16 protein-coding genes are annotated in these 23,528 nt (G+C 67.1%); 8 read left to right on the top strand and 8 right to left on the bottom strand.

Annotated elements, in window-relative coordinates:
* The 5 genes from RE429_RS09865 to RE429_RS09885 are packed head-to-tail and all read right to left on the bottom strand — an operon-like array spanning position 1 to position 6,976.
* Positions 1–1,047, bottom strand: coding sequence for a patatin-like phospholipase family protein (locus RE429_RS09865; RefSeq protein WP_414474099.1), 1,047 nt, complete (start codon positions 1,045–1,047; stop codon positions 1–3).
* Complete coding sequence (locus RE429_RS09870; protein ID WP_414474100.1) at positions 1,040–2,239, bottom strand: efflux RND transporter periplasmic adaptor subunit; 1,200 nt, start codon at positions 2,237–2,239, stop codon at positions 1,040–1,042. The genes RE429_RS09865 and RE429_RS09870 overlap by 8 nt, the downstream gene beginning before the upstream one ends.
* Positions 2,236–5,340: an efflux RND transporter permease subunit gene (locus tag RE429_RS09875; protein ID WP_414474101.1), complete on the bottom strand. Its 3,105-nt coding sequence runs from the start codon at positions 5,338–5,340 to the stop codon at positions 2,236–2,238. Before RE429_RS09875 ends, RE429_RS09870 begins: the two co-directional genes overlap by 4 nt.
* A complete protein-coding gene (locus tag RE429_RS09880) occupies positions 5,337–6,419 on the bottom strand; it encodes an efflux RND transporter periplasmic adaptor subunit (RefSeq protein ID WP_414474102.1) in 1,083 nt (360 codons plus the stop codon). Before RE429_RS09880 ends, RE429_RS09875 begins: the two co-directional genes overlap by 4 nt.
* Positions 6,416–6,976 carry an HdeD family acid-resistance protein gene (locus RE429_RS09885; RefSeq protein ID WP_414474103.1) on the bottom strand — a complete coding sequence of 187 codons (561 nt, stop codon included), beginning with the start codon at positions 6,974–6,976 and terminating at the stop codon, positions 6,416–6,418. Before RE429_RS09885 ends, RE429_RS09880 begins: the two co-directional genes overlap by 4 nt.
* 955 nt (positions 6,977–7,931) lie before the next feature.
* Here RE429_RS09885 and RE429_RS09890 point away from each other — a divergent pair.
* Genes RE429_RS09890 through RE429_RS09905 form a run of 4 tightly spaced genes read left to right on the top strand, consistent with a single transcriptional unit; the run spans position 7,932 to position 11,905 of the window.
* Positions 7,932–8,918 carry a metal ABC transporter solute-binding protein, Zn/Mn family gene (locus RE429_RS09890; protein WP_414474104.1) on the top strand — a complete coding sequence of 329 codons (987 nt, stop codon included), beginning with the start codon at positions 7,932–7,934 and terminating at the stop codon, positions 8,916–8,918.
* 14 nt (positions 8,919–8,932) lie between these two features.
* The gene (locus tag RE429_RS09895) at positions 8,933–9,748 is read left to right on the top strand and encodes a metal ABC transporter ATP-binding protein (RefSeq protein ID WP_414474105.1); all 816 of its coding nucleotides are present in this window, start codon (positions 8,933–8,935) and stop codon (positions 9,746–9,748) included.
* 4 nt (positions 9,749–9,752) lie between these two features.
* Positions 9,753–10,973 (top strand): iron chelate uptake ABC transporter family permease subunit, encoded by a 1,221-nt coding sequence (locus RE429_RS09900; protein WP_414474106.1) that lies wholly within the window; start codon positions 9,753–9,755, stop codon positions 10,971–10,973.
* Positions 10,973–11,905: a metal ABC transporter permease gene (locus RE429_RS09905; protein ID WP_414474107.1), complete on the top strand. Its 933-nt coding sequence runs from the start codon at positions 10,973–10,975 to the stop codon at positions 11,903–11,905. The genes RE429_RS09900 and RE429_RS09905 overlap by 1 nt, the downstream gene beginning before the upstream one ends.
* A 53-nt stretch (positions 11,906–11,958) precedes the next feature.
* Here RE429_RS09905 and RE429_RS09910 read toward each other — a convergent pair whose 3' ends face one another.
* The gene (locus tag RE429_RS09910; RefSeq protein ID WP_414470626.1) at positions 11,959–13,038 is read right to left on the bottom strand and encodes an IS4 family transposase; all 1,080 of its coding nucleotides are present in this window, start codon (positions 13,036–13,038) and stop codon (positions 11,959–11,961) included.
* Positions 13,039–13,516: 478 nt separating this feature from the next.
* On the opposite strand from RE429_RS09910, the gene RE429_RS09915 reads away from it, so the two are divergent.
* Positions 13,517–16,345: a PAS domain S-box protein gene (locus RE429_RS09915; protein ID WP_414470620.1), complete on the top strand. Its 2,829-nt coding sequence runs from the start codon at positions 13,517–13,519 to the stop codon at positions 16,343–16,345.
* On the top strand, positions 16,338–16,709 hold the full coding sequence (locus RE429_RS09920) for a response regulator (RefSeq protein WP_414470621.1): 372 nt from the start codon (positions 16,338–16,340) through the stop codon (positions 16,707–16,709). The genes RE429_RS09915 and RE429_RS09920 overlap by 8 nt, the downstream gene beginning before the upstream one ends.
* 228 nt (positions 16,710–16,937) lie before the next feature.
* On the opposite strand, the gene RE429_RS09925 is transcribed toward RE429_RS09920, so the two are convergent.
* Complete coding sequence (locus tag RE429_RS09925) at positions 16,938–19,481, bottom strand: arylsulfatase (RefSeq protein WP_414470622.1); 2,544 nt, start codon at positions 19,479–19,481, stop codon at positions 16,938–16,940.
* A gap of 645 nt (positions 19,482–20,126) precedes the next feature.
* Here RE429_RS09925 and RE429_RS09930 point away from each other — a divergent pair.
* Positions 20,127–22,367 (top strand): beta-glucosidase, encoded by a 2,241-nt coding sequence (locus RE429_RS09930; RefSeq protein ID WP_414470623.1) that lies wholly within the window; start codon positions 20,127–20,129, stop codon positions 22,365–22,367.
* A 542-nt stretch (positions 22,368–22,909) separates the two neighbouring features.
* On the top strand, positions 22,910–23,242 hold the full coding sequence (locus RE429_RS09935; RefSeq protein WP_414470624.1) for a hypothetical protein: 333 nt from the start codon (positions 22,910–22,912) through the stop codon (positions 23,240–23,242).
* Between the two features lie 20 nt (positions 23,243–23,262).
* Here the strand turns inward: RE429_RS09935 and RE429_RS09940 are convergent, their stop codons facing one another.
* On the bottom strand, positions 23,263–23,526 hold the full coding sequence (locus tag RE429_RS09940) for an ATP-binding protein (protein ID WP_414474165.1): 264 nt from the start codon (positions 23,524–23,526) through the stop codon (positions 23,263–23,265).
* Between the last annotated feature and the right edge of the window lie 2 nt (positions 23,527–23,528).

The raw sequence follows: 23,528 nt of genomic DNA on the forward strand, positions 1-23,528 counted from the left end.
TCACACGCTCTCGAGGAGCCGGTCGATGTCGAGCGTGGAGCGGGAGCCGATCCCGCTGCCCTCCTCGGCGAGGAACGCCTCCGCGGCCCGACGGCCCTTGTCCCGCAGCATGGTGAGGAACTCCCACTCGGCATTGAGCTTCGAGGAATAGCCGAGATCCGTCATCTGCTCGCTCGCGACGCGGTGGATGCGCATGCCGGCCCATTGGGCGCCCTCGCCGTTGCCGGGATCGGCCACCTGGCGCAGCAGGGCGATCATGCGCAGCTCCTTGAGCAGCACCGCGTTGAAGGACACCTCGTTGAGGCGGTTGATGATGTCGCGCGCCGTCCGGGGCATCCCCGTGCGCTCGACCGGATTGATCTGGACGAGGATCGTGTCCTGCGAGGTGCATTCGCGCACGAGCGGGGTGATGGTGGGATTGCCGGAATAGCCGCCGTCCCAATAGGATTCGCCGTCGATCTCGACGGCGTGGAACAGGGTGGGCAGGCAGGCCGAGGCGAGAAGCACGTCCGGCGTGATCTCGGCGTTCCGGAACACGCGTCCCTGGCCCGTGCGCACATTGGTGGCGGTGACGAACAGCTTGATCGACCCCGCGGTCAGGCGATCGAAATGAATGCTGTCGGCCAGGATGTCCCGCAGGGGATTGAGCCCGCGCGGGTTCAAGTCGTAGGGCGAGAACAGACGGGCCATCATGTCCATGGCGATGAAGGCGGGGGAATGATCGAGCGTCCAGCGGCCGAGCATCAGGTCGAGCGGCCCCCGCCGCAAAGGGCTGAACCGGGCCGCATCCGAGACCTTGCGCCAGAAGGCCTCGAGCGCCGCTCGCGCCCCGCGCGCTTCACCCTCGGCATAGCCGTCGGCCAGCACCGCGGCATTCATCGCACCGGCCGAGGTGCCGGAGATGCCGTCGATCTGCAGCCATGGCTCCTCCAGCAGCCGGTCCAGCACGCCCCAGGTGAAGGCGCCATGAGCCCCGCCTCCTTGCAGGGCGAGGTCCACCAGAATGGCACCCCGCTTCGAAGTGCGTCGGGGGCGATCGTCAGGCATGGTGCTTCTCTCGGGAGTTACAGGGCCGCTTTCTGAACGAATGTCTTGATCTCGTCCGGCCGCGGAGCCGCGGCAACGGGCGCTCCGCCGGGGATGGCCGTCCGGGCAGCGCCGCATCGAACGCGAGTGGGTCCACTCTCTGGCCGGGGTAAAGGGCCTGGATGCCGGCCGCGACAATCGTGTCGCCCGGATCGAGACCGCCGGCGAGAACGATGCGGTGCGGTTCGTAGCGGAGAATCTCCACGGGCCGCAGGGCGACCGTCTTCCCGGTCGGATCGACGATCCAAACCGCGGGCAGGTCTCCGTCCATGGTGAGAGCGCTGGCTGGAATCGAGATGATGGACTTCTGCGCGAATTCGACCAGCCCGTTCACGGTCGAGCCGAGCCGGAACGCCTCGGGCGGCGCCTCGAGCCCGACGCGGACGCGAAACGTGCGGGTCACCGCGTCCGCCTGCGAGGCGATCTCCCGGATCCGGCCTTGCGTCGTGACGGCGGGATCGTCCGCGAGCGCGATCCGGACCGGCAGATCGGAGCGGCCGCGCTCGAGCAGGCGCCCGGGGACATCGAACACCGCGTCGCGCCCGTCGCCTCCGGCCAGCCGAAGCACGGACTGGCCTGCCTGCACGACCTCTCCCGGCTCGACGGCGCGCGACGTAACGACGCCCGAGGTCCGTGCGCGCAGCTCGGTGAAGCCCACCCGGTCGCGAGCGATCTCCAGTTGCGCCTCCGCGTCCTCCACGCCGGCCTGGGCGGTTTCGTAGGACGCCTTGGCCTTGTCGAACAGGGGCCGCGTCGTGAACCCTTGAGCGAGAAGGCTTTCCTGCCGCTCGAAGGCGTTGGCGGCCCGCGCCAGTTCACCTCGGGCGGCATCGAGCGTGGCCTTGGCCGCCGTGAGGGCACTCTCCTCGGCGGCCGGATCGAGCCGTGCGAGCACCTGGCCCGGTTCGACGCGATCGCCCACATTGACGCTCCGCTCGACGACCCGGCCGCCGATCCGGAACGCGAGATTGATGTCCTTCTCGGCCTGGATGTCCCCGGTCAGCCGCACCGTCTCGCCGTGGAGTCCAGGCTCGACCGTCGCGACCCTCACGGGCCGTGCCGCGACGGCGGGCGGCTTCTCGCTGCCGCAGGCGCCAAGCGTGAGGATCGTGAGGATGAGGAGGGCCGGCAGGGCAGGGTGCGGAAACGTCATGACTGGCGGCCCTCGGCTGTCGTCAGGACCTGGGCCTCCGCCGGGGGCGTCGCCGCGGGCGATTCTTGCGGGCCGCGGTCGAACGCCGTCACGTAGAGGGCCGGAAGGAAGATCAGAGTGAGAACGGTACCGACGAGCAATCCACCCATGATGGCAAAGGCCATCGGGCCCCAGAACACCGTCCAGGCAATCGGGATCATGCCGAGCACGGTCGACACAGCCGTCAGAACGATGGGGCGGAAGCGGACCGTGCTGGCATCGATGGCCGCATTTTGCACGGACTTGCCGCTGGCGCGCTCGTATTCGATTTGCCCCACGAGGATCAGGGCGTTCTTCGTGATGATGCCGATCAGGGCGAGGATGCCCAACAGGGCCACGAAGCCGAGGGGCTTGCCGCCGAGGAGCAACGCACCGACCACCCCGATGAGGCCGAGCGGCGCGACGCTGAGCACGATGGCCAATCGCCCGAAGCTCCTCAGCTGCGCCATCAGGACGGTGAGCATGATGAGGATCATCACGGGGACGACGGCCATGACCGAGCTCTGCGACTTGGCGCTTTCCTCCACGGTGCCGCCGACGTCGATGGCGTATCCGGGCGGGAGCGTCTTGCGGATATCCTCGATCGGGGTGGCGAGGTCCGAGACCGCCGACTCGGGGAGAACTCCGGGCGCAATGTCGGCCTCTACGGTCAGGGTCGGCACGCGGTCGCGCCGCCAGACCAGCGGAGCCGATTGCTCATATGCGAAGGTGACGAACTGGGAGAGCGGAACGGACCGGCCGCTGGGGAGCGCGACCTGCATGCTGCGCAAGGCGTCGAGAGAAAGACGCTCCTCCTCGCGGGCGCGGAGCACGACGTCGATCAGGTAGATGTCGTCGCGGACCTGGGTGACGCTCGCGCCGGACACCACGGTGCCGAGCACGGCCGCGATCTGCTGCGAACTGAGCCCGAGCCTCCGGGCCTCGTCCTGATCCACCTGCAGATGAACCTTACGCGATGGCTCGATCCAGTCGAAACCGACCTGTCCGGTTTTCGGGCTCGTCGAGACCGCGCGGGCCACCTGCAGGGCGATGGTGCGCAGCTGCACGGGGTCCGGCCCGCTCACGCGGTACTGGATCGGCCAACCGACCGGTGGACCCAGTTCGAGCGGAGAGACGCGTGAGACGACGCCCGGAAAGTCGCGCGCCAGCAGGGTCTCGAGTCTCGCCTGCAGGCGCTCGCGGGCGGTCAGGTCCTTCGCGACGATCACGCCCTGGCTGAAGAAGTCGTTCGGCAGCTGCGCGTTGAGCGGGAGATAGAAGCGGATTGCGCCGCGCCCGACATAGATGCTCCAGCGCGCCACGTCGGGATCCTTGGCGAGGACGGCGTCGAGTTGCCCGGCGACGGCCTCGCTGGCATGGATCGAGGCGTTCTGCGGCAGCTTCAGGTCGACAAGCAGCTCCGGCCGGTCGGACGCGGGAAAGAACTGGCGCGGCACCAAGGGGAGCGCCAGCAGAGACAGCACGAACAGGCCCAGGGTCGCCCCGATGGTGATCCATCGCGCCGCGATCGCCTTCGACACGATCGACCGGAACGTCTTGGCCATCCTGCCGGTCGGGGCGGCGTCTGCGTGGCCTGCGGGCGACTTCAGGATCGCGACGCCGAGGACCGGCGAGAACACGACCGCGACGAACCAGGATACGACGAGGGCGATGCTCACCACGGCAAAGAGCGAGAACGTGTATTCTCCGGCTGAACTCGCCGCAAAGCCGATGGGGACGAATCCGGCGATCGTCACGAACGTGCCGGCCAGCATCGCCATGGAATAATGCTGAAAGGCATAGGTGGCCGCGCTTATCTTCTCGTCGCCCGCGGCGAGCCGCGTGACCATCGCGTCCGTGGTGGTCATGGCGTCGTCGACCAGCAGGGCGAGCGCGATGATCAGTGCGCCCAGGGACACGCGCTGCATGTCGATATGGGCCACCATCATGAGGGCGAAGACGACCGCGAGCGTGAGCGGGATCGACAGGGCGACCACCAGACCCGCCCGGACGCCGAGGCTGATGAAGCTCACTGCCAGGATGATCGCCACCGACTGCCAGAGCGAGGACATGAAGTCCGCGATGGCAAGATCGACCGTGACCGCCTGGTCGGCCACGAGCCACGGCTCGATGCCCACCGGCAGGTCGGCCGTGACAGCCGCCATGGCGGCCTTGAGATTGCGGCCGAGCGCAATGATGTCGCCGCCGTCCCGCATGGCGATGCCGAGGCCGATCGCCTCCTGGCCGTTCACCCGGAACATGGGTTGCGGGGGATCCGCATAGCCGCGGCGGATGGTGGCGATGTCGGCGAGCCGCAGCATGCGGTCGCCGACCGGGAAGTTGATCTGCGCCAGATCCGCCTCCGAGCCGAACGCACCCGAGACTTCCAGCGACACGTTCTCCTCGTCGGTGCGGATCGTCCCGGCCGGGCGAATGGCGTTCTGCGCCCGGATGGCATCGATGAGGGCCGAGCGGTCGATCCCGAGATTGGCCAGCTCCTTGACCGAGAACTCGACGAAGATCTGCTCGTCCTGCGCGCCGATGATCTCGATCTTCGACACGTCGGGAACGAGGAGCAGGCGGGATCGGATGGCCTCGACCTGGTCGCGCAATTCGCGGTGCGTGAAGCCGTCCGCGGTGAAGCCGTAAATGATCCCGAAGGTGTCGCCGAAGCGGTCGTTGAAGAACGGCCCGACCACGCCGGCCGGCAGGGTCCGGACCATGTCGGAGACCAGGTTGCGGACCTGGAACCAGCGCTCCTGGATGTTGCGGGCCGGCGTCGCATCCTTCAGGTTCACGAAGATCGTGGTCTGGCCCGGCACGGTGTAGCTGCGCACGAAATCGAGATCCGGTACCTCCTCGAGCTGCCGCTCCAGCCGCTCGGTGACCTGCTTGAGGGTGTCGTCCAGGGTCGCTCCCGGCCACGCGGCGGAGACCACCATCGTCTTGAACACGAAGGCGGGATCCTCCGCGCGCCCGAGCCGCTGATAGGCGATCGCGCCGGCGACCACCGCGACGAACATCAGGTAGACCACCACCGAACGCTGCCTCAGCGCCCAATAGGAGAGGTTGAACCGCATCATGATTCCCTCCCGATCAACCGGACCTTCTGGCCCTCGCGCAGTTGCCCCGCGCCGGCCGTCACCACGATGTCGCCGGCCGCCAATCCTTGCCCGATTGCGGCCGTGGCGGCATTGCGCCGGAGAATCTGGAGCGGTCGGAAGGACACCGTGCCTTTCTCCGGATCGGCGATCCACGCGCCGGTCGTGCCGTTGCGGTCGGTGAGCGCGGTGGCCGGGATGGCCAAGCTGTCGTCTGCGGCGCCTCCGACGTTGAGCGTGACCGAGGTTCCAATCAGAAAGGTCGGCGGGGGATCGGCCAGTCCCACGCTGATCGTGAAGGTGCGGGTCACGGGATCGGCCTCGGGCGACACCTCGCGGACCCGTCCGACGGCCCGGTGCGTGTTGTCGCTGCCGCCCGTCACGAGGATGTCCGCATCGGGATCCAGGGTGGCGAGCTGCTCCGCCGGGACTTCGAAAACCGCATCGCGGCCCTCGCGCCGCGCCAGGCGAACCACCGGCTGACCGGGGGCGACCACCTCGCCCGGCTCCGCGGAGACCGCCGTCACGTTTCCCGGGGCGTCCGCCTCGAGAGTGGTAAAGCCGACGAGATCCTCGGCGATTCGCAGCTGCGCGAGCGCGGCTTCGACCCGCGCGGCGGCGGCCCGACGCGCCTGCTCGGCGGCCTCAAAATCCGCCTGCGTGGCGACGCCGCGCTCGCGCAGATGGGACTGCCGCTCGAACTGACCGTCCGCGCGGCGCAACCCACCTTCGGCATCGGCGAGCGCCGCTCGGGCCGAGCGCAGGGCGTTCAACTCGTTCTCGGGGTCAAGCCGGGCGATGACCTGACCCTGTTTCACATCCATTCCCACATCCACCGGCCGCTCGGCCACACGGCCGCCGATACGGAAGGCCAAGGTCGGATGGTCCTGCGCGGCAATGCGCCCGGAGAAGGTCTGCGGCGCGGCTTTCACGCCCGGCTCGACGGCGATCGTGCGGACCGGACGGATCGGTTCTGCCTCTTCCGGTGCTTCATTGCCGCAGCCGGCGCAGAGGAGCACCAGGACCATGGCGGTCCAAGCCGTGCCGCAGCGCGCCGTCATGCCGGACCTCCTGCCTTGGCCTTCAGGAGCCCGATCGCGATCATGATGTAGCCGAGGCCGCCAAGCGCGATGGCGAACCCGGCCACGGCGCCGGGGGCCTCGAATGCCGCATAGGGGAAACGAACGACCAACGCGGCCCCGATGAGGATGGTGGCGAGACTGGCGCCGAGAAGCCAGCCCCAGCCCGCGGCCGGCCTCGTGCGAAAGGCGACACCCATCTGCGTGACGCCCTGCACGAACAGGACGATCGCAATCAGGAGCGCAATCGCGGCGGCCCCCTTCATCGGAGTGAGGACAATGAGAATCCCGCCGACGACCTCGGCGGCGCCGAGCACCATCTGCCAGCTAAAGCCCGCCCAATGCCTGACGCGCATCGCCTGGAGCATCGTGGCGGCTCCGGCGAATGCCAGGATGGAGCCCAGGATCGTGCTCGCGGCCACGGTCGAGTAGTGTGGCGCAAGCATCGCGGCGACTCCGCACACGACAAGCAGGATTCCGAGGGACAGGAACTCGATCCAGCGGGCACTCCGATCATCCGTCGCCGAGTTGGTTTCCAAGATGCCTCACCTCGCTTGCTCTCATGACGCCACTCGTTTCCGTTCCAGGAGCGCGACCTCAAGACACCCGACCTTTGGCGCGAAAGACTCCACGGACGTGCTCCGTGTCGTCTTTCTCATGCGGAGGGCGGACGCGGTTGTCCCTCAAATCCAGGAAAATCAAGGCGCGTCGCCATAGGCACTTGGCGGTTCCGTTTGCTGACCTCGAAGATCGATTGCCGTTTCACGTCACATCGAAATGATGGTTCCGGATGCGGGCGGCCAGCGCCTGAGATTGCAATGCAGGATGGCCCGGACACGGAAGCGAAAGCTGGCTCATCGCGTTTTCGAGAGCGTTAGCAATGCATATGGCGCCAAGGCTTGCTTGACCGATAAGGACAATGGCTGAACATTTGGGGACTTCCTCTCCAGGTTCACATGATCCCTCGCGCCGCGGGATCGAGCCGGGACGCTCGTGCGGCCGAGCCGCCGCGTGCTCTGCGTGAGGCTTCACGTGAGGCCTGAATGTCGGCCTGCAAGGCGAAAGCGGATGAAGGGTACCCGGACGCGCAAAAGAAGGGCCGCCTGCATGGGCGACCTCCTTTTGGGTTGGGTGCGGCACCAATTCGTCCCTCGGGCCGAACGTTGCCTCTCGTCTCACGCTGGGGGGCGTGGAAAGCGGAGGGGCCCGCCCGTCGATCCGTGCTCCGACAGAGGTGCCGCGAATCGAGGCAGAGTCCTGCCCCATCCGGGCCGATGGGGTGGCGCCGGATCAGGAGCGGCGTCTGACCGGCGACGAACCGAGGACCTTCAGTCTGTCGCTCATGCCTCCACGACAGCCGGTCGCGGCGTGTTTGGAGGCATTACATGCAACTCATTCCTAATTGCATTGACTCCTGCAAATCATTCGCATTAGCATCAGCGGATCAGAGCACCTGAGGCGCCGCCGCGCCGCCCACTCCCGGAGAAGAAGAGAATGGTTCCGAGACTCCTGTCGAAACGCCGTTTCCTGGGCCTCGCCACAGCCCTGGCTGCCGTGGCGGGTCTGTGGAACCCCGTTCCGGCCGAGGCCCAGGCCAGCCCGATCAAGGTGGTCGCGACCACCGGCATGATCGCGGACGCGGCCCGCCGGGTCGGCGGCGATCTGGTCGAGGTCAAGGCGCTCATGGGACCGGGCGTCGATCCCCACGCCTACCGCCAGACGCGCACCGATATCGTCGCCCTGACCAAGGCCGATCTCGTGCTCTGGCACGGCCTCTCTCTCGAAGCCCAGATGGAGGGCTTCATGCGCGACCTCGCCCAAAAGCGGATGGTGGTCGCCGTGGCCGAGGCGCTGCCGAAGACCCTGCTGCTTGCCCATGACGATTACGCCGACAGGTTCGACCCGCACGTCTGGATGAGCCCGGAGCTGTGGTCGCGGGTGGTGGTCGCGGTCCGCGATGCGCTCGCCTCCGCCCGGCCAGAGGCGAGGACCACCTTCGCGGCCAATGCCGCGACGCACCTGAAGGATCTCGCCGAGCTCGCCGACTACACCACCAGAGTGCTCTCTTCGGTTCCGGCCGGGAGCCGTGTTCTTTTCACCGCCCACGACGCCTTCAACTATTTCGGCGCGGCCTATGGCTTCGAGGTGCTCGGCATCCAGGGCATCTCCACCGAGAGCGAGGCCGGCCTGAGCCGCATCGCCGAGCTCGTGGACATGCTGGTCGGCCGCAAGATCGGCGCCGTCTTCGTCGAGTCGTCCGTTTCCGACCGCAACATCCGCGCCCTGATCGAGGGGGCCGCCGCCAAGGGGCACACGGTGACCATCGGGGGCGAGCTGTTCTCCGACGCCATGGGCAAGGAGGGCGCCTATGAGGGCACCTATCTCGGCATGATCGATCACAACGCCACCACCATCACCCGGGCACTCGGCGGCGAGGCGCCGGAGCGCGGCATGCGCGACAAGCTCGCGGCCGGGCACTGAAGGGGGTGGGTGCGATGACCTCAGCCGCCGTTCACCTGGCCGCCGGGGAGGGGCGGGCCAGTCGCCCGGCCGCTTCCGCCGAGAGCCCGCTCGCCATTCAGGGCATGACCGTTTCCTACGGTGAGAAGCCCGCCGTGTTCTCCGTCGATGCGGCCGTGCCGCCCGAGAGCATGGTCGCGATCATCGGCCCGAACGGCGCGGGCAAGTCGACGCTGCTCAAGGCTGCGCTCGGCATCGTGCCGGCGCTCTCGGGGACCGTCGCGGTCTTCGGCGAGCCCCTGGCGAAGGCGCGCCGCCGCATCGCCTACGTGCCCCAGCGGGCGAGCGTCGATTGGGACTTCCCGACCCGGGTGATCGATGTCGTGCTGATGGGACTCTACCGGGAGCTCGGGCTGCTGCGCCTCGTGCGGCGGTCCCATCGCGCGACGGCGCTCGCCTGCCTCGACCGGGTCGGCATGGCCGATTTCGCCGGACGCCAGATCGGCCAGCTCTCCGGTGGCCAGCAGCAGCGCGTGTTCCTCGCCCGCGCGCTGGCCCAGAACGCCGATCTTTACCTGCTCGACGAGCCTTTCGCCGGGGTCGATGCCGCAACCGAGAAGGCCATCATCGACGTGCTCAAGGCGCTGAAGGCGGAGAGGCGCACCGTGGTCTGCGTCCACCACGATCTCGCGACGGTCGTGGACTATTTCGACCACGTCCTTCTCATCAATGTGCGCAAGGTCGCCGAGGGACCGGTGGCGAGGACGTTCACGGCCGGGAACCTGCAAGCCACCTATGGTGGGCGGCTGGCGACGACGCATATCGATCAACTCAAGCTGCCGGCGGCATGAGACGATGCTGGACGCCTTCATCCGCGCCCTGATCCTGCAGTCGGGCTACAACGCCGCCCTGGTCGCCGTCGGCGCCGCCCTGCTCGGCATTGCCGCCGGAAGCGGCGGCGCCTTCCTGTTCCTGCGCAAGCGGGCGCTTGTCAGCGACGCGGTCGCGCATGCCACGCTGCCGGGCGTGGGGATCGCCTTCCTGGTCATGGCGGCGTTCGGGGGCGACGGCCGGAACCTGCCGGGGCTTCTTGTCGGCTCGGCGTTCTCGGCCGGCCTCGGCCTGCTCATGGTCGAATGGATCACGCGCCGGACGCGCCTGGCCGAGGATGCGGCCATCGGGGCGGTGCTGTCCGTGTTCTTCGGCTTCGGCATCGTGCTCCTGACGATCATCCAGACCATGTCACGCGGCAAGCAGGCGGGCTTGGAGGGCTTCCTGCTCGGCTCGACCGCGGGCATGCTGTTCCAGGATGCCGTCATCGTCGCAGCCGGCGGGGCTTGCGCCATCGCGGCCCTCGTCCTGCTGCGCCGGCCGATGACGCTGGTGGCCTTCGATGCGGAGTTCGCCGCGGCGTCGGGCGTCTCCGTCCGGAGGGTCGATCTGGCCATGATGGGCCTGGTCATGGCCGTCACCGTGACCGGGCTGAAGATCGTCGGCCTGATCCTGATCGTCGCGATGCTCATCATTCCGTCCGTGACGGCCCGGTTCTGGACCGACCGCACCGGGCGGCTCGTGGCCGTCGCCGGCATCATCGGCGGCGTGTCGGCCTATGTCGGTGCCGCTCTCTCCGCCTCCGCCCCGAACCTGCCGACCGGGCCGATTATCGTGCTTGTGTGCTTCGCTCTTTTCGTGGCGTCCCTTCTGCTTGCGCCCAGCCGCGGCGTGCTCGCCTCGATCCTTCGCCGCCGGCGCTTCCAGGTGCGGGTTCATCGCCGCCAGGGATTGCTGGCGCTGGCCCATGGTGAGCCGATCCTCGATCCGCTCACTGTTTCGGTGCTGCGCCGGGATGGTCTGATCCGCACGGACGGCGTTGCGACCGAGGCGGGTCGGGCGCAGGGCGCCAGGGTGCTGCGCGACGAGCGGCGCTGGGAAATCGCGCGCCAGATCCACCATGACGAGGCCGTGTCAGGCCGATACGACGGGGTGACGCCGATTGAGGCGGTGCTGACCCGGGATGAGATTGCGGAAATCGATCGTCGGATCGGCGGCCCGGTGCCGGTAGGAGGAGAGGCCTGATGGGTGCTGAATTCGTTCAACTCAGCCTGACGCCGCTGGTGATCGGCGTTTTCGCCGCCGTGGCCTGCGCCCTGCCGGGCAACTTTCTGATCCTGCGGCGGCAGGCCCTCATCGGCGATGCGATCAGCCATGTCGTTCTGCCCGGAATCGTCGTTGCCTTCCTGCTGACCGGCATGATCTCGACCTGGCCGATGATGCTCGGCGCGGCGGGTGCGGCGGTCGTTGCGGTGGTTCTGATCGAGGCGATCAGGCGGCTCGGCCGGATCGAGCCGGGAGCGGCCATGGGCGTGACGTTCACCTCGCTGTTCGCGGCGGGGGTTCTTCTGCTGGAGCAGAGCGACACGAGCACCGTGCATCTCGACGTGGAGCATGCGCTCTATGGCAATCTGGAGAGCCTGATCTGGCTGTCGGCGGAGGGCTGGGGCTCGTTGCTCGACCCGCAGGCCCTCGCCAATCTGCCGCCGGAACTTTGGCGCATGGCCACGGTGACGCTGCTGATCGCGGTGCTCACGGGCTTGTTCTGGCGTCCGCTCAAGCTCGCCACCTTCGACGAGGGTTTCGCCGGCACGCTCGGGATCCCGACAGCGGCCTTGAGCTTCGGCCTCGTGGTGGCGGCCGCGGTGGCCGCCGTGGCCGCCTTTGACGCGGTCGGGTCGATCATCGTGATCGCGATGTTCATCTGCCCGCCGGCCGCCGCGCGGCTGATGACCGATCGCCTGGAGGCGCAGGTGGCGTGGAGCGTTCTCTTCGCGACGATCTCGGCCGTGCTGGGCTATGTGTTCGCGGGCTACGGGCCGTTGTGGTTCGGTGGCCATGATGCCGTCAGCGCGGCCGGCATGATCGCGACAGCCTCGGGCGCGATCCTGGGGCTCGCCTGCCTGTTCGCCCCGCACCGCTCCCGCATCGGTGTTCCGCGCGAGGTCGAGGCCTAGAGCCTTTTCCATGAACTTCGGTTCATGGAAAAGGCTCCTGCACAGTACACGACTCATGTTGCTTTGAGCCTGATCGGACATTTTGCCGTCCATGCGTTTGCGGCGATGTGAGGGGTGTTGAAGAGCGCCTGCCTGAGGGTATCGAGGCCGGTGCGGAACCATGACTTCGCGCGCCGGCCATGGACTTTTCGTGGGATGGCCTTGAGCCCCATGGTGCGCGACGCGGTGGCGTAAACCCAGGTGATGGTGAGCGCCAGAAGGGCGGTCAAGGTTTCGATCTTGCCCGGATCGGCCAGGTGCGTATCCTCCAGGTTGAAGCCGCGCGTCTTGGCCTCGGCAAACAGGCATTCGATCGCCCAGCGCCGGCGATAGGTCTGCAACGCCCGGCGCGGATCGGTGCGGTTGGTCAGCACGACGAGCCATTGGCCGCTTTTGATCCGGCGGGCGGCGAGCCGCAGCGGGGTCGGGTGGTCGGGCAGGAACACGTCGACGGTGTGGATGAGGTGGCGTGCGCGCTTGGTGCGCAACAGGGTCCGGATCGACCACAGCTGCCGGTCGGCGAGCGCCAGGCGCAAGTCCTCCTTGACCCGGATGGCGAACGGAATGTCGTGGTCGATCAGGAACTTGATCCAGTCGGCCCCGATGAACTCACGGTCGGCCAGCAGCAGCTCGATGGTGTCGGGCCCAAACCGGGCCAGATAGCGCCGCATCAGGGCCATGCGCTGGGCGCTGGTGCTGTTGCCCGGATGGGTGAGAACGCTCCACAGCAGCGGCACCCGGAAGCGGCGCGTGACGATGGCCAGCACCAGGATGTTGATGTCGCGGCGGCCGATCTTCCAGTGCGTGCGGTCGAGCGCCAGGCATTTCGGCCGCGACAGGTTGAGCATGCGGACCACCAGGGCGGCCACCACCGTTTGGTCGAAGCGCACAACCTGGAAGAAGCGTTGCAGGCGACGGTATTTCGAGGCATAGCGGGCCGGTCCGGGAAACTGGCTGGCGACATGGGTCAGGTTGACCGTGCGGCCCTGGATCAGCGCGACCAGAAACAGGCAGGCGGTTTCCAGACGGGATTGGCTCAGACCCAGGTGCGGCGCTAAAGTCCGCATCAGGGCGGTGCGAAGACAGATCGGCATAGCAGGATCCTTTTGGCGAAGAATCCGCTACTCCACCAGATCGCACCGTCCACCACCAGACTGTCGTGTACTGTGAGGCTCCTGTTGGAAAAGGCTCCTGTTGTTTGAGAAAGACGCCTTTTCTTCGCAAAACCGGCATCCACTTTTGCGGAAAAGGCTCTAGAGGAGGCGTCTCGGACGGGCCTCAACGGCTGCAGGAGGTCGGTTCATGGCTGACCCGAGCGCATCGTGGGAGCACCGCACTGGTCCCAAACGTGGATTCCACTTTTCACGCCCGATGCTCTGGCGCGAAGGCAGCCTTGCGGACGCCTTTCGCCGCGAAGCTGCCCCAAGCGCAAATGGCAAATCCAAATGGCAAGTCAAAATGGAAAGGCCATCAGGAGGAGCGCTTGGTCGCACGGGCTGTTAGATTGGAGCCGATGACGGCCATGCGGGTTCGATGAGGAACGAAGCCGCCTGCCCGCGAGGAGGACCTGCCATGCAGCACTCGACGAGCGACATCCCTCGCATGGCCGACCTGATCGCCGCCCACGACTGGGCTTCTACTCCCCTCGGAGCGATCGAACGCTGGCCGCAGAGCCTGAAGACCGCCGTCGACATCATGCTGGCCTCCGGTCACGCCATGCAGATTGCCTGGGGCCCGGAGCGAACCGTCCTCTACAACGATGCCTATGCCCCGATGCTTGGCGAGCGGCATCCGTACGCGCTCGGCCTGCCGTTCCGCGAAGCGTGGCTCGACATCTGGGAGGAAATCGAACCACTCGTGGAGCGGGTGTTCGCAGGCGGGACGGTGCGGTTCGAGGATATGCCGCTGGTGCTGACCCGGCACGGCTATCCCGAGGACACGTGGTGGAACTTCTCCTACTCGCCTGTGCGGGATGAGGCGGGCGCGGTGGCGGGCCTTCTGAACGTCACGGCGGATGCCACCCCCCGGGTGCGTGCCGAACGTGCGGAATGCGAGAGGGACGAGGGCCGGCGGCTGCAATCGGCCATGCTGGAGGTGCTGCCTGTCGGCCTGGCCCTGATCGGCCCCGACGGCCACGTGATCATGTCCAATCCCGAATGGGATCGCTTCACGCCGGGTGGCCGACTGCCGTCGCGAGACCCAACGCGAGGCTGGCGCTGGCGCGCCTGGGACAGCGAAGGTCGGCCGATCGAGGCCGGCGACTTCCCCGGCGCCAGGGCGCTTCGCGGCGAGCGTTGCGTGCCGGGAATAGAGTTCCTCTACACCGACGATTCCGGCGCCGAGGTGTGGACAAGCGTTGCTTCCGTGCCCCTGTTCGATCCCCATCATAAGGTCGCTGGCGCGGTTTCGATCATCATGGATATCAACGCCGCGAAGCAGGCGCAGGAGGCGCTGCGCGAGAGCGAGGAGCGGCAGGCGTTCCTGCTGAAGCTGAGCGACGCCCTCCGGCCGCTTGCCGACGCGGCGGAAATCCAGGCCGTCACGACCCGGCTGCTCGGCACGCACCTGGGCGTCGACCGGGCGATGTACGCCGAAGTCGAGGGCGAGCTTGGCGCCGAGGCAGGGACCATCCGCGGGCAATACGTGCGGCCCGCACGTGGGAGCGATCCGTCGGCCGTTCCGTTCCCTGATCGATTCACCTTCCGGCCGTTCGGCGCGCGCACGATGCCGAGGCGTTATCGCGGCGAGCTTCTGGTCGTCGCCGATGTCGAGGCCGACCCCGGCTTTGAGCCGTCGGAGCGAGCCGCGTGGGCTGAGGCCAACGTGCGGGCCGCTGTCGTCGTGCCGCTCGCCAAGGGCGGCCGGTTGGTGGCCGAGTTCGGCGTGCATTGCACGGCGCCGCGCGCCTGGACCGATGCGGAGGTGTCGCTCGTGCGGGATGTCGCCGAGCGCACCTGGGCGGCGGCCGAGCGCGCGCGGGCGGAGGCAGCGCTGCGCGACACCGAAGAGCGCTTCCGCGCCATGGCCGACACGGCGCCGGTGCTGATCTGGGAAACCGACGCAAGCGGCGTGACCTTCGTCAACAGGCACTACCTCGACTTCTTCGGGGTCGATTTCGATGCCATCGGCGGGATGGGGTGGGCGCAGTTCCTGCACCCGGATGACGCCGCGGCTTACGCGGCCGCCTATCGTGAAGCGTTCTCACAGCGGAAGGCCTATGCCTATGAGTGCCGCTTCCGCCGCGCCGACGGCCGATACCGCTGGCTCCGCAACAGCGGCCGGCCGGTGGGCGAGGGCCGCTTCGTCGGCTGTTCGCTTGACGTTACCGACCTTCAGGAGGCGCAGTTCGCCCTTCATGAGAGTCGGGCGCGGCTCCAGGCGGCCATCGATCTTGTCGGCCTGTCGCCCTACACTTGGGATCCGGCCACCGGTGCGCTGGAATGGGATCACCGCCTCAGGGCCATGTGGGGCCTGCCGCCGGACGCGCACGTCGACTACGAGGTGTGGCTGTCCGGCATCCATCCCGAAGATCGTGCACGGGTCGAGGCGGCGGTTGCCCGGTGTACGGATCCCACGGGGGATGGAATCTATGCCATCGAGTATCGCGTCGTGGGCATTCAGGACCGTGTCGAGCGTTGGATCTCGACCCAGGGCCGGACCACATTCGAGAACGGCAGGCCCGTAGGACTCATCGGGGCTGCCCTCGAAATCACCGGCCGCAAGCGGGACGAGGAGGCTTTGCGTGAGGGTGGGGAGCGACTGAAGGTGCTGGTGGCTGAACTTCAGCACCGCACCCGCAATCTCCTGGGCGTGTTGCGCTCGATCGCGGATCGGACCCTCGCCAGCAGCTCCTCGTTCGAGGCGTTCCGGGAGCGTTTCCGGGACCGCATCGACGCGCTGAGTCGCGTGAACGGGCTGCTGTCGCGACTTGAGGAGGGCCACCGGATCAGCTTCGACGAGCTGATCCGGGCCGAGCTGGCCGGGCTCGGCGTCGTGGATGGCGAAGGACAGGGATCGCGGGTGACGCTGGAAGGGCCGAAGGGGGTGCGCCTGCGCTCATCCACCGTGCAGACCTTCGCGCTGGGGCTGCACGAGCTGGCGACCAACGCGGTGAAGTACGGGGCGCTCTCCCGGCCCGAGGGGAGGTTGACGGTGCGGTGGGGACTGACGGACGGAGATGGCGAGACGCGTTTGCGAATGGAGTGGCGGGAGAATGGAGTGCCCATACCGCCGTCGGCCGAAGGACAGCCTTGTCGGCGCGGCTCCGGGCGTGAGCTGATCGAGCGGTCGCTGCCGTATCAGCTTGGGGCTGAGACGTTGTACGAACTGACACCGGACGGGGTGCGCTGCACGATCACCCTGCCGATCTCCACCACGCACCGGGAGGCGGAGCATGCCTGATCCTCGGACGGTTTCCACCCTGCAAGGCCGCCGTATCCTGGTGGTCGAGGACGAATACATGATGGCAGAGGACTTGCAGCGTGACTTGCAGCAGGTCGGCGCGGAGGTGGTGGGGCCGGTGCCGAGCGTTACCGACGCACTGAGGCTGCTGGCGATGGAAGAGACAATCGACGGCGCCATCCTGGACGTGAGCCTCAGGGGCGAAAAGGCCTATCCCGTGGCCGACGCCCTGCGCGAGCGCGGTGTGCCGTTCGTGCTTGCGACCGGCTACGAGCAATGGGCTCTGCCGGAGGCCTACAGGGATGTGCCCCGCTGCGACAAGCCCGTCGATCTGCGCCACATGGCCCGGGCTCTGTTCGGCTGAGGAGAACGGCCGGCAGGGAACGACCGCTCCCGGCAACGGGGCCGACCTTAACCTTGTTTGCGCGTCCCCGGCGTGAGCGGACCTTCGCTTCGCTCGTCATGCCTCCGGTTGCCCCGCGCCGACCTACGACGCGGCCACCTTCGGTATGGGCGTGTCGCTGGCGCGGATCGGGGCGATCGACCGGGCCTCATTTCCGTGATCGTCGCGTTGCGGGAATGCCGTGCCTGGCTATTGAGGCCCGGCCTGGACCCGCGTCAGCGGCGTGCCGTCCACCGCAGTGGCTTCGGCGTTCTCCAGCTTCTTGACATCGTCCGGCGACAGCGTCGGTCGGTCCACCTTGATCGACAGCCTGTTCAGCTTGGCGGTCAGCGGGAACGGCGGCGTGTAATCGGCATCGTTGACGCCGGTGAGCGTGTCCGAGCCGATGTCGAACGCCTCGTCCCATTGCAGGATCATCGGCAACGTGTGCTCAAGCGTGATCGTCTGAACCTCCTTGCCGTCCACCTTGAGCGTGCCGGTGCCCGGCCGGCCGATCCCGCTGAAGTTGTTGAAGGCAAGCGTGCCCGCACCCAGGCCGTCGTACGTGAAGGCGAATTCCACAACATGCCTGCCCGGCGCGAGGGCCTCTGGGCCCTCCCACTTGATCCGCTTCAGGTCGACCAGGTTCCACAGGAATACCGGCTTGCCCTTGAGGAGGTAGAAGCCGTACCCGGCAAAGCGCCCGCCCGAGGTCAGGATCATTCCCTCGGCTCCTTCTTGCGGCACCTCGATGTCGGCCGTGATCGTATAGGACGTGTTCAGCAGCAGCGGCGAGTCGCCCTGCGGCAGCCCGGTCATCGGCCGGGTATAGACGAATTCGGAGCGGCCCGCGGTGATATTCGGTCGGGGCGCGACGATCCGCGCGGCGACCGAGGCATCCATCGGGAACACCTGGTATTTCCTCGCCTCGGCGACGAACATTCGCTTCAGCTCCTCGACCTTTTGGGGATTCGCGGCCGCCACGTCGGTGGTCTGGCTGAAGTCCGTGTTCAGGTCGTACAACTGGAGCACCTGGTTGTTCAGCGGGTCGGGATTGGCCGGGCCGAAGGCTTCCCACGGAGCGCGGTTGACCTTCGTGCTCAGGAGCCAGCCGTCGTTGTACAGCGCCCACTGTCCCATCATCTCGAAGTACTGGGTCATGTGCCGCGACGGCGCCTTGGCGTTCGCCGCGTCGAAGGTATAGGCGAAGCTCGTGCCCTCCATCGGCGCCTGCCGGATGCCGTCGACGACCTCCGGCTCCCGGATGCCGGCGGCCTCGAGGATCGTCGGCACGACGTCGATCACGTGCACGAACTGCTCGCGCAAGGCCCCCTTGTCCTTGATGCGCGCCGGCCACGACACGGCCATGTTCTGGTTGATGCCGCCGAGTTGCGACGCATTCTGCTTGAACCAGGTGAACGGCGTGTCGAAGGTCCACGACCAGCCGGCGGACATATGATTGTAGGTCTGCTCGGTGCCCCAGACGTCGTAGAATTTCATCTGGACGTCGACCGGCAGCTCGTTCAGGCCGTTGAAGAACGCAACCTCGTTGGGCGTCCCCATCGGCCCGCCCTCGGCGCTGGTGCCGTTGTCGCCGTTGATATAGATGACCAGCGTGTTGTCGCGTTGCCCGATGTCGTCGAAGGCCTGGATCACGCGTCCGATCTCGTGATCGTTGTAGGCCGCGTAGGCCGCGAAGACATCGGCCTGGCGGACGAACAGCTTCTTCTCTTCGGCCGAGAGCGCATCCCACTCCTTCAGAATGTCCTTGGGCCAAGGCGCCAGCTTGGCGTCCTGCGGAATGACCCCGAGCCGCTTCTGGTTCTCGAAGATGCGCTCACGCAGCTTGTTCCAGCCCTCGTCGAAGAGGTGCATGTCGCTGATCTTCTTGACCCACTCCGCCGTCGGATGATGCGGCGCGTGCGTGGCGCCGGGCGCGTACTTGACGAAGAGCGGCTTGTCCGGCTGGATCTGGTGCATCCGATTGACGTAGTCGATGGCGTCGTCGGCCATGGCGGTGACCAGGTTCCAGCTCCCGGGCGGCTTGCCCTCGAACGGATAGATCTGCGTCGTGTTGCGGAAGAGGTTGGGCTGCCACTGGTTGGCATCGCCGCCGACGAAGCCGTAGAAGTACTCGAAGCCCATGCCGGTCGGCCATTGGTCGAACGGTCCGGCCTGGCTTGCCGCGAAGGCCGGCGTGTTGTGATCCTTGCCGAACCACGAAGTGGCGTAGCCATTGTCCTTGAGGATCCGGCCGATGGTGGCCTCGTCCTTGGGAATGATGCTGTTGTAGCCGGGGAAGCCCGTGGACTGCTCGGAGATCACGCCGAACCCGGCCGAGTGGTGATTACGCCCGGTGATGAGCGCGGCGCGCGTCGGCGAACACAAGGCCGTGGAGAACATGCGGTTGTAGCGCAGGCCCTCGCTGGCGACCCGGTCGAGGGCCGGCGTCGGGATGACACCGCCGAAGGTGCTGGGCACGCCGAAGCCGGCGTCATCCGTGATGATCAGCAGGACGTTGGGGGCGCCTTTCGGCGGCACGATGCGTGGCGCCCACCACGGCGTGGACTGCAAGGCCTCGTCCCTGATCACGCCGCCGAACTGCGGGTCCGGCGTGGGGAGCTGGCGTCCGTCGATGGTCGTGGTCGCGTCCGGCGCGCCGGGTGTGCCGGTGACCTGCTGGGCCTGCGCCACGGCGATGGCCAGAAGGCTGGCGGTGGCGAAGGACAGAGCGAACGAGGTGACGTTGTTCATGGCCACGGTCCTCTGAGTGGCGACCAGTTCCCCCTGCGAGCCAGACAGAGAATGCCGTCCTCGGCTCAGGGAGCGCGACTTCGCAGGTTCGCAAGGAACACCGGTTCAGGGAACCACGCTTGATAGGAAGGGACATTCGCTTGACAGTAACGGACAGGCGCCTGCCTCTCATTCCAAAGAGCTCCCGCCAAAGAGCTCCCGCCAAAGAGCTCCCGCCAAAGAGCTCCCGCCAAAGAGCTCCCGCCAAAGAGCTCCCGCCAAAGAGCTCCCGCCAAAGAGCTCCCGCCAAAGAACTCCCGCCAAAGAGCTCCCGCCAAAGAGCTCCCGGTTCAGCCTCCCCGGGCGTCATGGATCCGATCCCCGGTCCCTTCGCACAAGCCCGCTACCGGAGTTCTCGCCCGGTCCTGATCAGAGGATCATGCATCGCAGAGAGCGCATCGGTCTTGCGAAAAGCCGGGTCCACTTTTTCGCACGATGCGCTAGCTTCAGTCATGGCCTGCCCGGACGGATAATCGTCAGGTCTCATGGTCCCCGCTTCGCCAAGATCGGCGGCGCCGTTGCGGCAAGAATGCGCTGACCTGAGCCGGTAGAGTGTCTGTCCAACGATCCCAAGAGTGCCGATCCTCGGAACGGAAAGGGTGCCCCATGGACCGCTTGAACCGCAGGACCGGCGCCATGAGCCTGACGCTCCTGCTCTCACTCTCTGCCGCACCGACGCAACCCCAGGCAGAGCCGTCACACGGGCAACGCCCCTGGCAAAACCCGGAGCTGTCCCCCGATCTGAGGGCCGAGAGCGTCGTCCGCCAAATGACCGAGGACGAGAAGTTTTCCTGGCTTTCGCAACTGCTGCCGGTGCCGGACGCTCCTCCCGCCTCGCCCCAGCCCGGCGCGGCAGCGTATTACCAGCCCATCCCGCGCTTGGACCTCCCCGCCCGCCTCGAGAACGATGCCGGTCTCGGCGTCACCAATCGCGGCAATGCGCGCCCGGGTGACGATGCAACCGCACTGCCATCCTCGCTCCTGCTCGGCGCCACATTCGATCCCGCCCTGGCCCACCAGGCAGGCGCGGTCGTCGGCCGTGAGGCGCGGGCGCGAGGCTTCAACGTGCAACTGGCGGGTGGCGCCAACCTGATCCGAGAGCCACGCGGCGGACGGACCTTCGAATACGTGTCCGAAGATCCGCTGCTCACCGGATTGATCGCGGGCCAATCGGTCGCCGGCATCCAGTCCGCGCGCATCGTCTCGACCGTCAAGCACTTCGCCGTCAACGCCCAGGAGAATGGGCGGGTGATGGCAAGCTCCAACCTTGCGGAAGCGGCCTTGCGCGAAGCGGATCTGCTCGCGTTCGAGATTGCCATCGAGATCGGTCGACCCGGCTCTGTGATGACGAGCTACAACCTGGTCAACGGCGAATACGCGTCTGAGAGCGGTTTTCTGATCGACCGCGTCCTCAAGCAGGATTGGGGTTATGCCGGCTGGGTCATGTCCGACTGGGGCGGCACCCATTCGACCGAAAAGGCGGTGCTCGCGGGGCTCGACGTGCAGTCCGGCGCCATGCTCGACCCGGCGCCCTATTTCGGGCGACCGTTGCGGGAGGCGGTCGCTGCGGGACGGGTGCCGCAGGCGCGCATCGATGACATGGTGCGCCGGATCCTGCGCAGTCTGTTCGCGACCGGCGTGATCGATGCTTCGCAGAGGCCAGACACCAATACGGTCGATCCTGCCGCACATCGCCTCGTGGCCCGCACGGTGGCCGAGAACGGCATTGTCCTTCTCAAGAATGCGGGTGACCTGCTGCCGCTGTCCACCGATACCCGGCGCATTCTGGTCATAGGCGCACATGCGGATAGGGGTGTGCTCTCCGGCGGCGGCTCCTCGTCCGTCACGCCGCCGGGCAGCCTTCGTCTGCCCGGGACGAACCTCATGGGGTTTGAGACCGAGAAGGTCTACCACCCGTCCTCGCCTCTCAACGCGATCCGCTCGGACGTTTCCGGGGAGGTGTCCTATGCCGATGGCACCGATATCGCGGCGGCGGCGCAAAGAGCACGCGATGCAGATGTTGTCATCCTGTTCGCGGAGGAGTGGCGGACGGAAGCGCTCGATGCGGCAGGCCTGGCCCTGCCTGGCCATCAGGAGACGCTGATCGAAGCTGTTGCCGCCGCCAACCCGAGAACGATCGTGGTGTTGGAAACCGGCGGGCCGGTCACGATGCCATGGCTCGACAAGGTGCCGGCGGTCCTGGAAGCCTGGTACCCCGGCGCCGGCGGCGGCGAGGCGATTGCCTCGATCCTGTTCGGCCGGGTCGATCCGGCCGGTCGGCTGCCTCTGACCTTCCCGGCGGACGAAGGGCAGCTGCCGCGTCCGACGCAAAGCGATCCGGCGCTCCTGGCCTCGAGTCCGGGCAGGCCCATCGAGGGCGGCACCGTCCACATCCCCTATGATGTGGAAGGCTCGGATGTCGGCTATCGCTGGTTTGCCCGCCAGGGTCTTGACCCGCTCTTCCGCTTCGGCTTTGGCCTCTCCTACACCCGGTTCGCTCTCTCCGATCTCTCGGTGGAGCGGCGGGACGGCGCACTGTCGGCGTCCCTGACGGTCACCAATGTCGGCAAGCGGCCCGGCACGGATACACCGCAGATCTACGTGTCGCTGCCAGGCCCTGCCGGTTTCGTGCCGAGGCTCGCAGGCTTCGCTCGTGTCCGTCTGGAACCTGGCGAAAGCCGCCGCGTCTCCCTCCCGATCGATCCACGGCTGCTCGCGCGCTACGATGTCGCTCGAGGATCGTTTCACATCGCCGCCGCCGATTACGTGTTCGATGCGGGCGAGGAGGCGGGGAAGACCATTCTCCGCACGAGGTTGCAACTCGATGCCATCGACGCGGGAAAATGAGGTTGGCGCAGGCGGATGGTGCGCGAGCCGAGGGCCATTGGCGTCCGAAAAAGTGCTGCGTGCTCTGCCTCCGGCCCAGAGGGTCTTCACCCTCCCGGCATTGAATTCGGCATTGAACTAATGGACATGGCAGCCCGCTGCGAGCGTCGCCCTCCGGCACTTTCGGGAAGAAGCGCGTCGGTCTGCGCGTAAGGGGTTATCCACCTGTCCGTTCGCCCCGGAGCCTGGGCTTTTCCGTTTCAGGAGCCGTTTTTCCGGTTCGCCGACGGGGCGGCCGGACCGGCTCGCCCATTGACGCGTTACCCTGTCGCCGTGTTATCTCGTCACCGGAGCCGGACGCATCCGGCTCCGGGGCGTGAGAACCCCTTACGCAGCGGCAAGCATCAGCCGCTAACGATGCCTTCCCAGTCTTATGGCCGGGGAGGTGCTGTCGCATGTTCAGGGCGAAAGCCTAAAGGACAGCGCGGTCGTCTGCGTACGGCTTCTCAACTCCCCGACCACCAGGGCTCCTGGTGGTCGCCACACCTTGAGGGGAGTTGATCATGGATCAGCCGTATAGCGCCTGGGCCGATTGGCTGTCGAAGTTTCATACCTGGCCCGAATTCATCCAGGCCCTTGGGATCATTAGCGTGCCGCTGACCCTCATCGGCACGACATGGCTGGTGATGCGCGGCATCCGCGATCTCATCCCCACGCTCTCCCGCCAGCACTGGCGCGGCCACCTGATCTACGGCGTCTATCAGGACCCGGAAGGGCGCTGGATGATCTACTGGCACAACCGCAAACCGCAGGAGGTGGACTGGACCAATCCGCCGCCCGAACTCATCGGGCGAGGGCAGGTGGTGCAGGGCGTGTTCCGCCGGCCGGAGGAGTGAGGCCGACGACACTCTCTGCGTCATGCCCATACCCGGATCGGGTCCGCAGGTCGGACGCGCGCCGTCCACGCCCTGGACCCGCTGCGTCGAGAAAGGCGTGGATACCCGAGGGCCCGCAGAAGCTCGATCGCGAGCTGCTTCAGGGTGCATGGCGAGCGCGCGGTGATCGACACGAACGGCATCGTGGGGCCGGTCGCGATGTTATGCGGCGTGAGTTCCCTGCGCCCGTCGATGAGGCGACGCAGCGCGACGGTCTTGCCGGCCCCGCTCTGACCGATGACGATCG

The sequence above is a fragment of the Microvirga sp. M2 genome (genome assembly GCF_047497095.1).
GTDB lineage: Bacteria > Pseudomonadota > Alphaproteobacteria > Rhizobiales > Beijerinckiaceae > Microvirga.

Excerpts from the sequence above, each read along its gene's own strand:
- RE429_RS09865 (WP_414474099.1), bottom strand. The coding sequence starts at position 1,047 with ATGCCTGACGATCGCCCCCGACGCACTTCGAAGCGGGGTGCCATTCTG.
- RE429_RS09870 (WP_414474100.1), bottom strand. The coding sequence starts at position 2,239 with ATGACGTTTCCGCACCCTGCCCTGCCGGCCCTCCTCATCCTCACGATC.
- RE429_RS09875 (WP_414474101.1), bottom strand. The coding sequence starts at position 5,340 with ATGATGCGGTTCAACCTCTCCTATTGGGCGCTGAGGCAGCGTTCGGTG.
- RE429_RS09880 (WP_414474102.1), bottom strand. The coding sequence starts at position 6,419 with ATGACGGCGCGCTGCGGCACGGCTTGGACCGCCATGGTCCTGGTGCTC.
- RE429_RS09890 (WP_414474104.1), top strand. The coding sequence starts at position 7,932 with ATGGTTCCGAGACTCCTGTCGAAACGCCGTTTCCTGGGCCTCGCCACA.
- RE429_RS09895 (WP_414474105.1), top strand. The coding sequence starts at position 8,933 with ATGACCTCAGCCGCCGTTCACCTGGCCGCCGGGGAGGGGCGGGCCAGT.
- RE429_RS09900 (WP_414474106.1), top strand. The coding sequence starts at position 9,753 with ATGCTGGACGCCTTCATCCGCGCCCTGATCCTGCAGTCGGGCTACAAC.
- RE429_RS09905 (WP_414474107.1), top strand. The coding sequence starts at position 10,973 with ATGGGTGCTGAATTCGTTCAACTCAGCCTGACGCCGCTGGTGATCGGC.
- RE429_RS09910 (WP_414470626.1), bottom strand. The coding sequence starts at position 13,038 with ATGCCGATCTGTCTTCGCACCGCCCTGATGCGGACTTTAGCGCCGCAC.
- RE429_RS09915 (WP_414470620.1), top strand. The coding sequence starts at position 13,517 with ATGCAGCACTCGACGAGCGACATCCCTCGCATGGCCGACCTGATCGCC.
- RE429_RS09920 (WP_414470621.1), top strand. The coding sequence starts at position 16,338 with ATGCCTGATCCTCGGACGGTTTCCACCCTGCAAGGCCGCCGTATCCTG.
- RE429_RS09925 (WP_414470622.1), bottom strand. The coding sequence starts at position 19,481 with ATGAACAACGTCACCTCGTTCGCTCTGTCCTTCGCCACCGCCAGCCTT.
- RE429_RS09930 (WP_414470623.1), top strand. The coding sequence starts at position 20,127 with ATGGACCGCTTGAACCGCAGGACCGGCGCCATGAGCCTGACGCTCCTG.
- RE429_RS09935 (WP_414470624.1), top strand. The coding sequence starts at position 22,910 with ATGGATCAGCCGTATAGCGCCTGGGCCGATTGGCTGTCGAAGTTTCAT.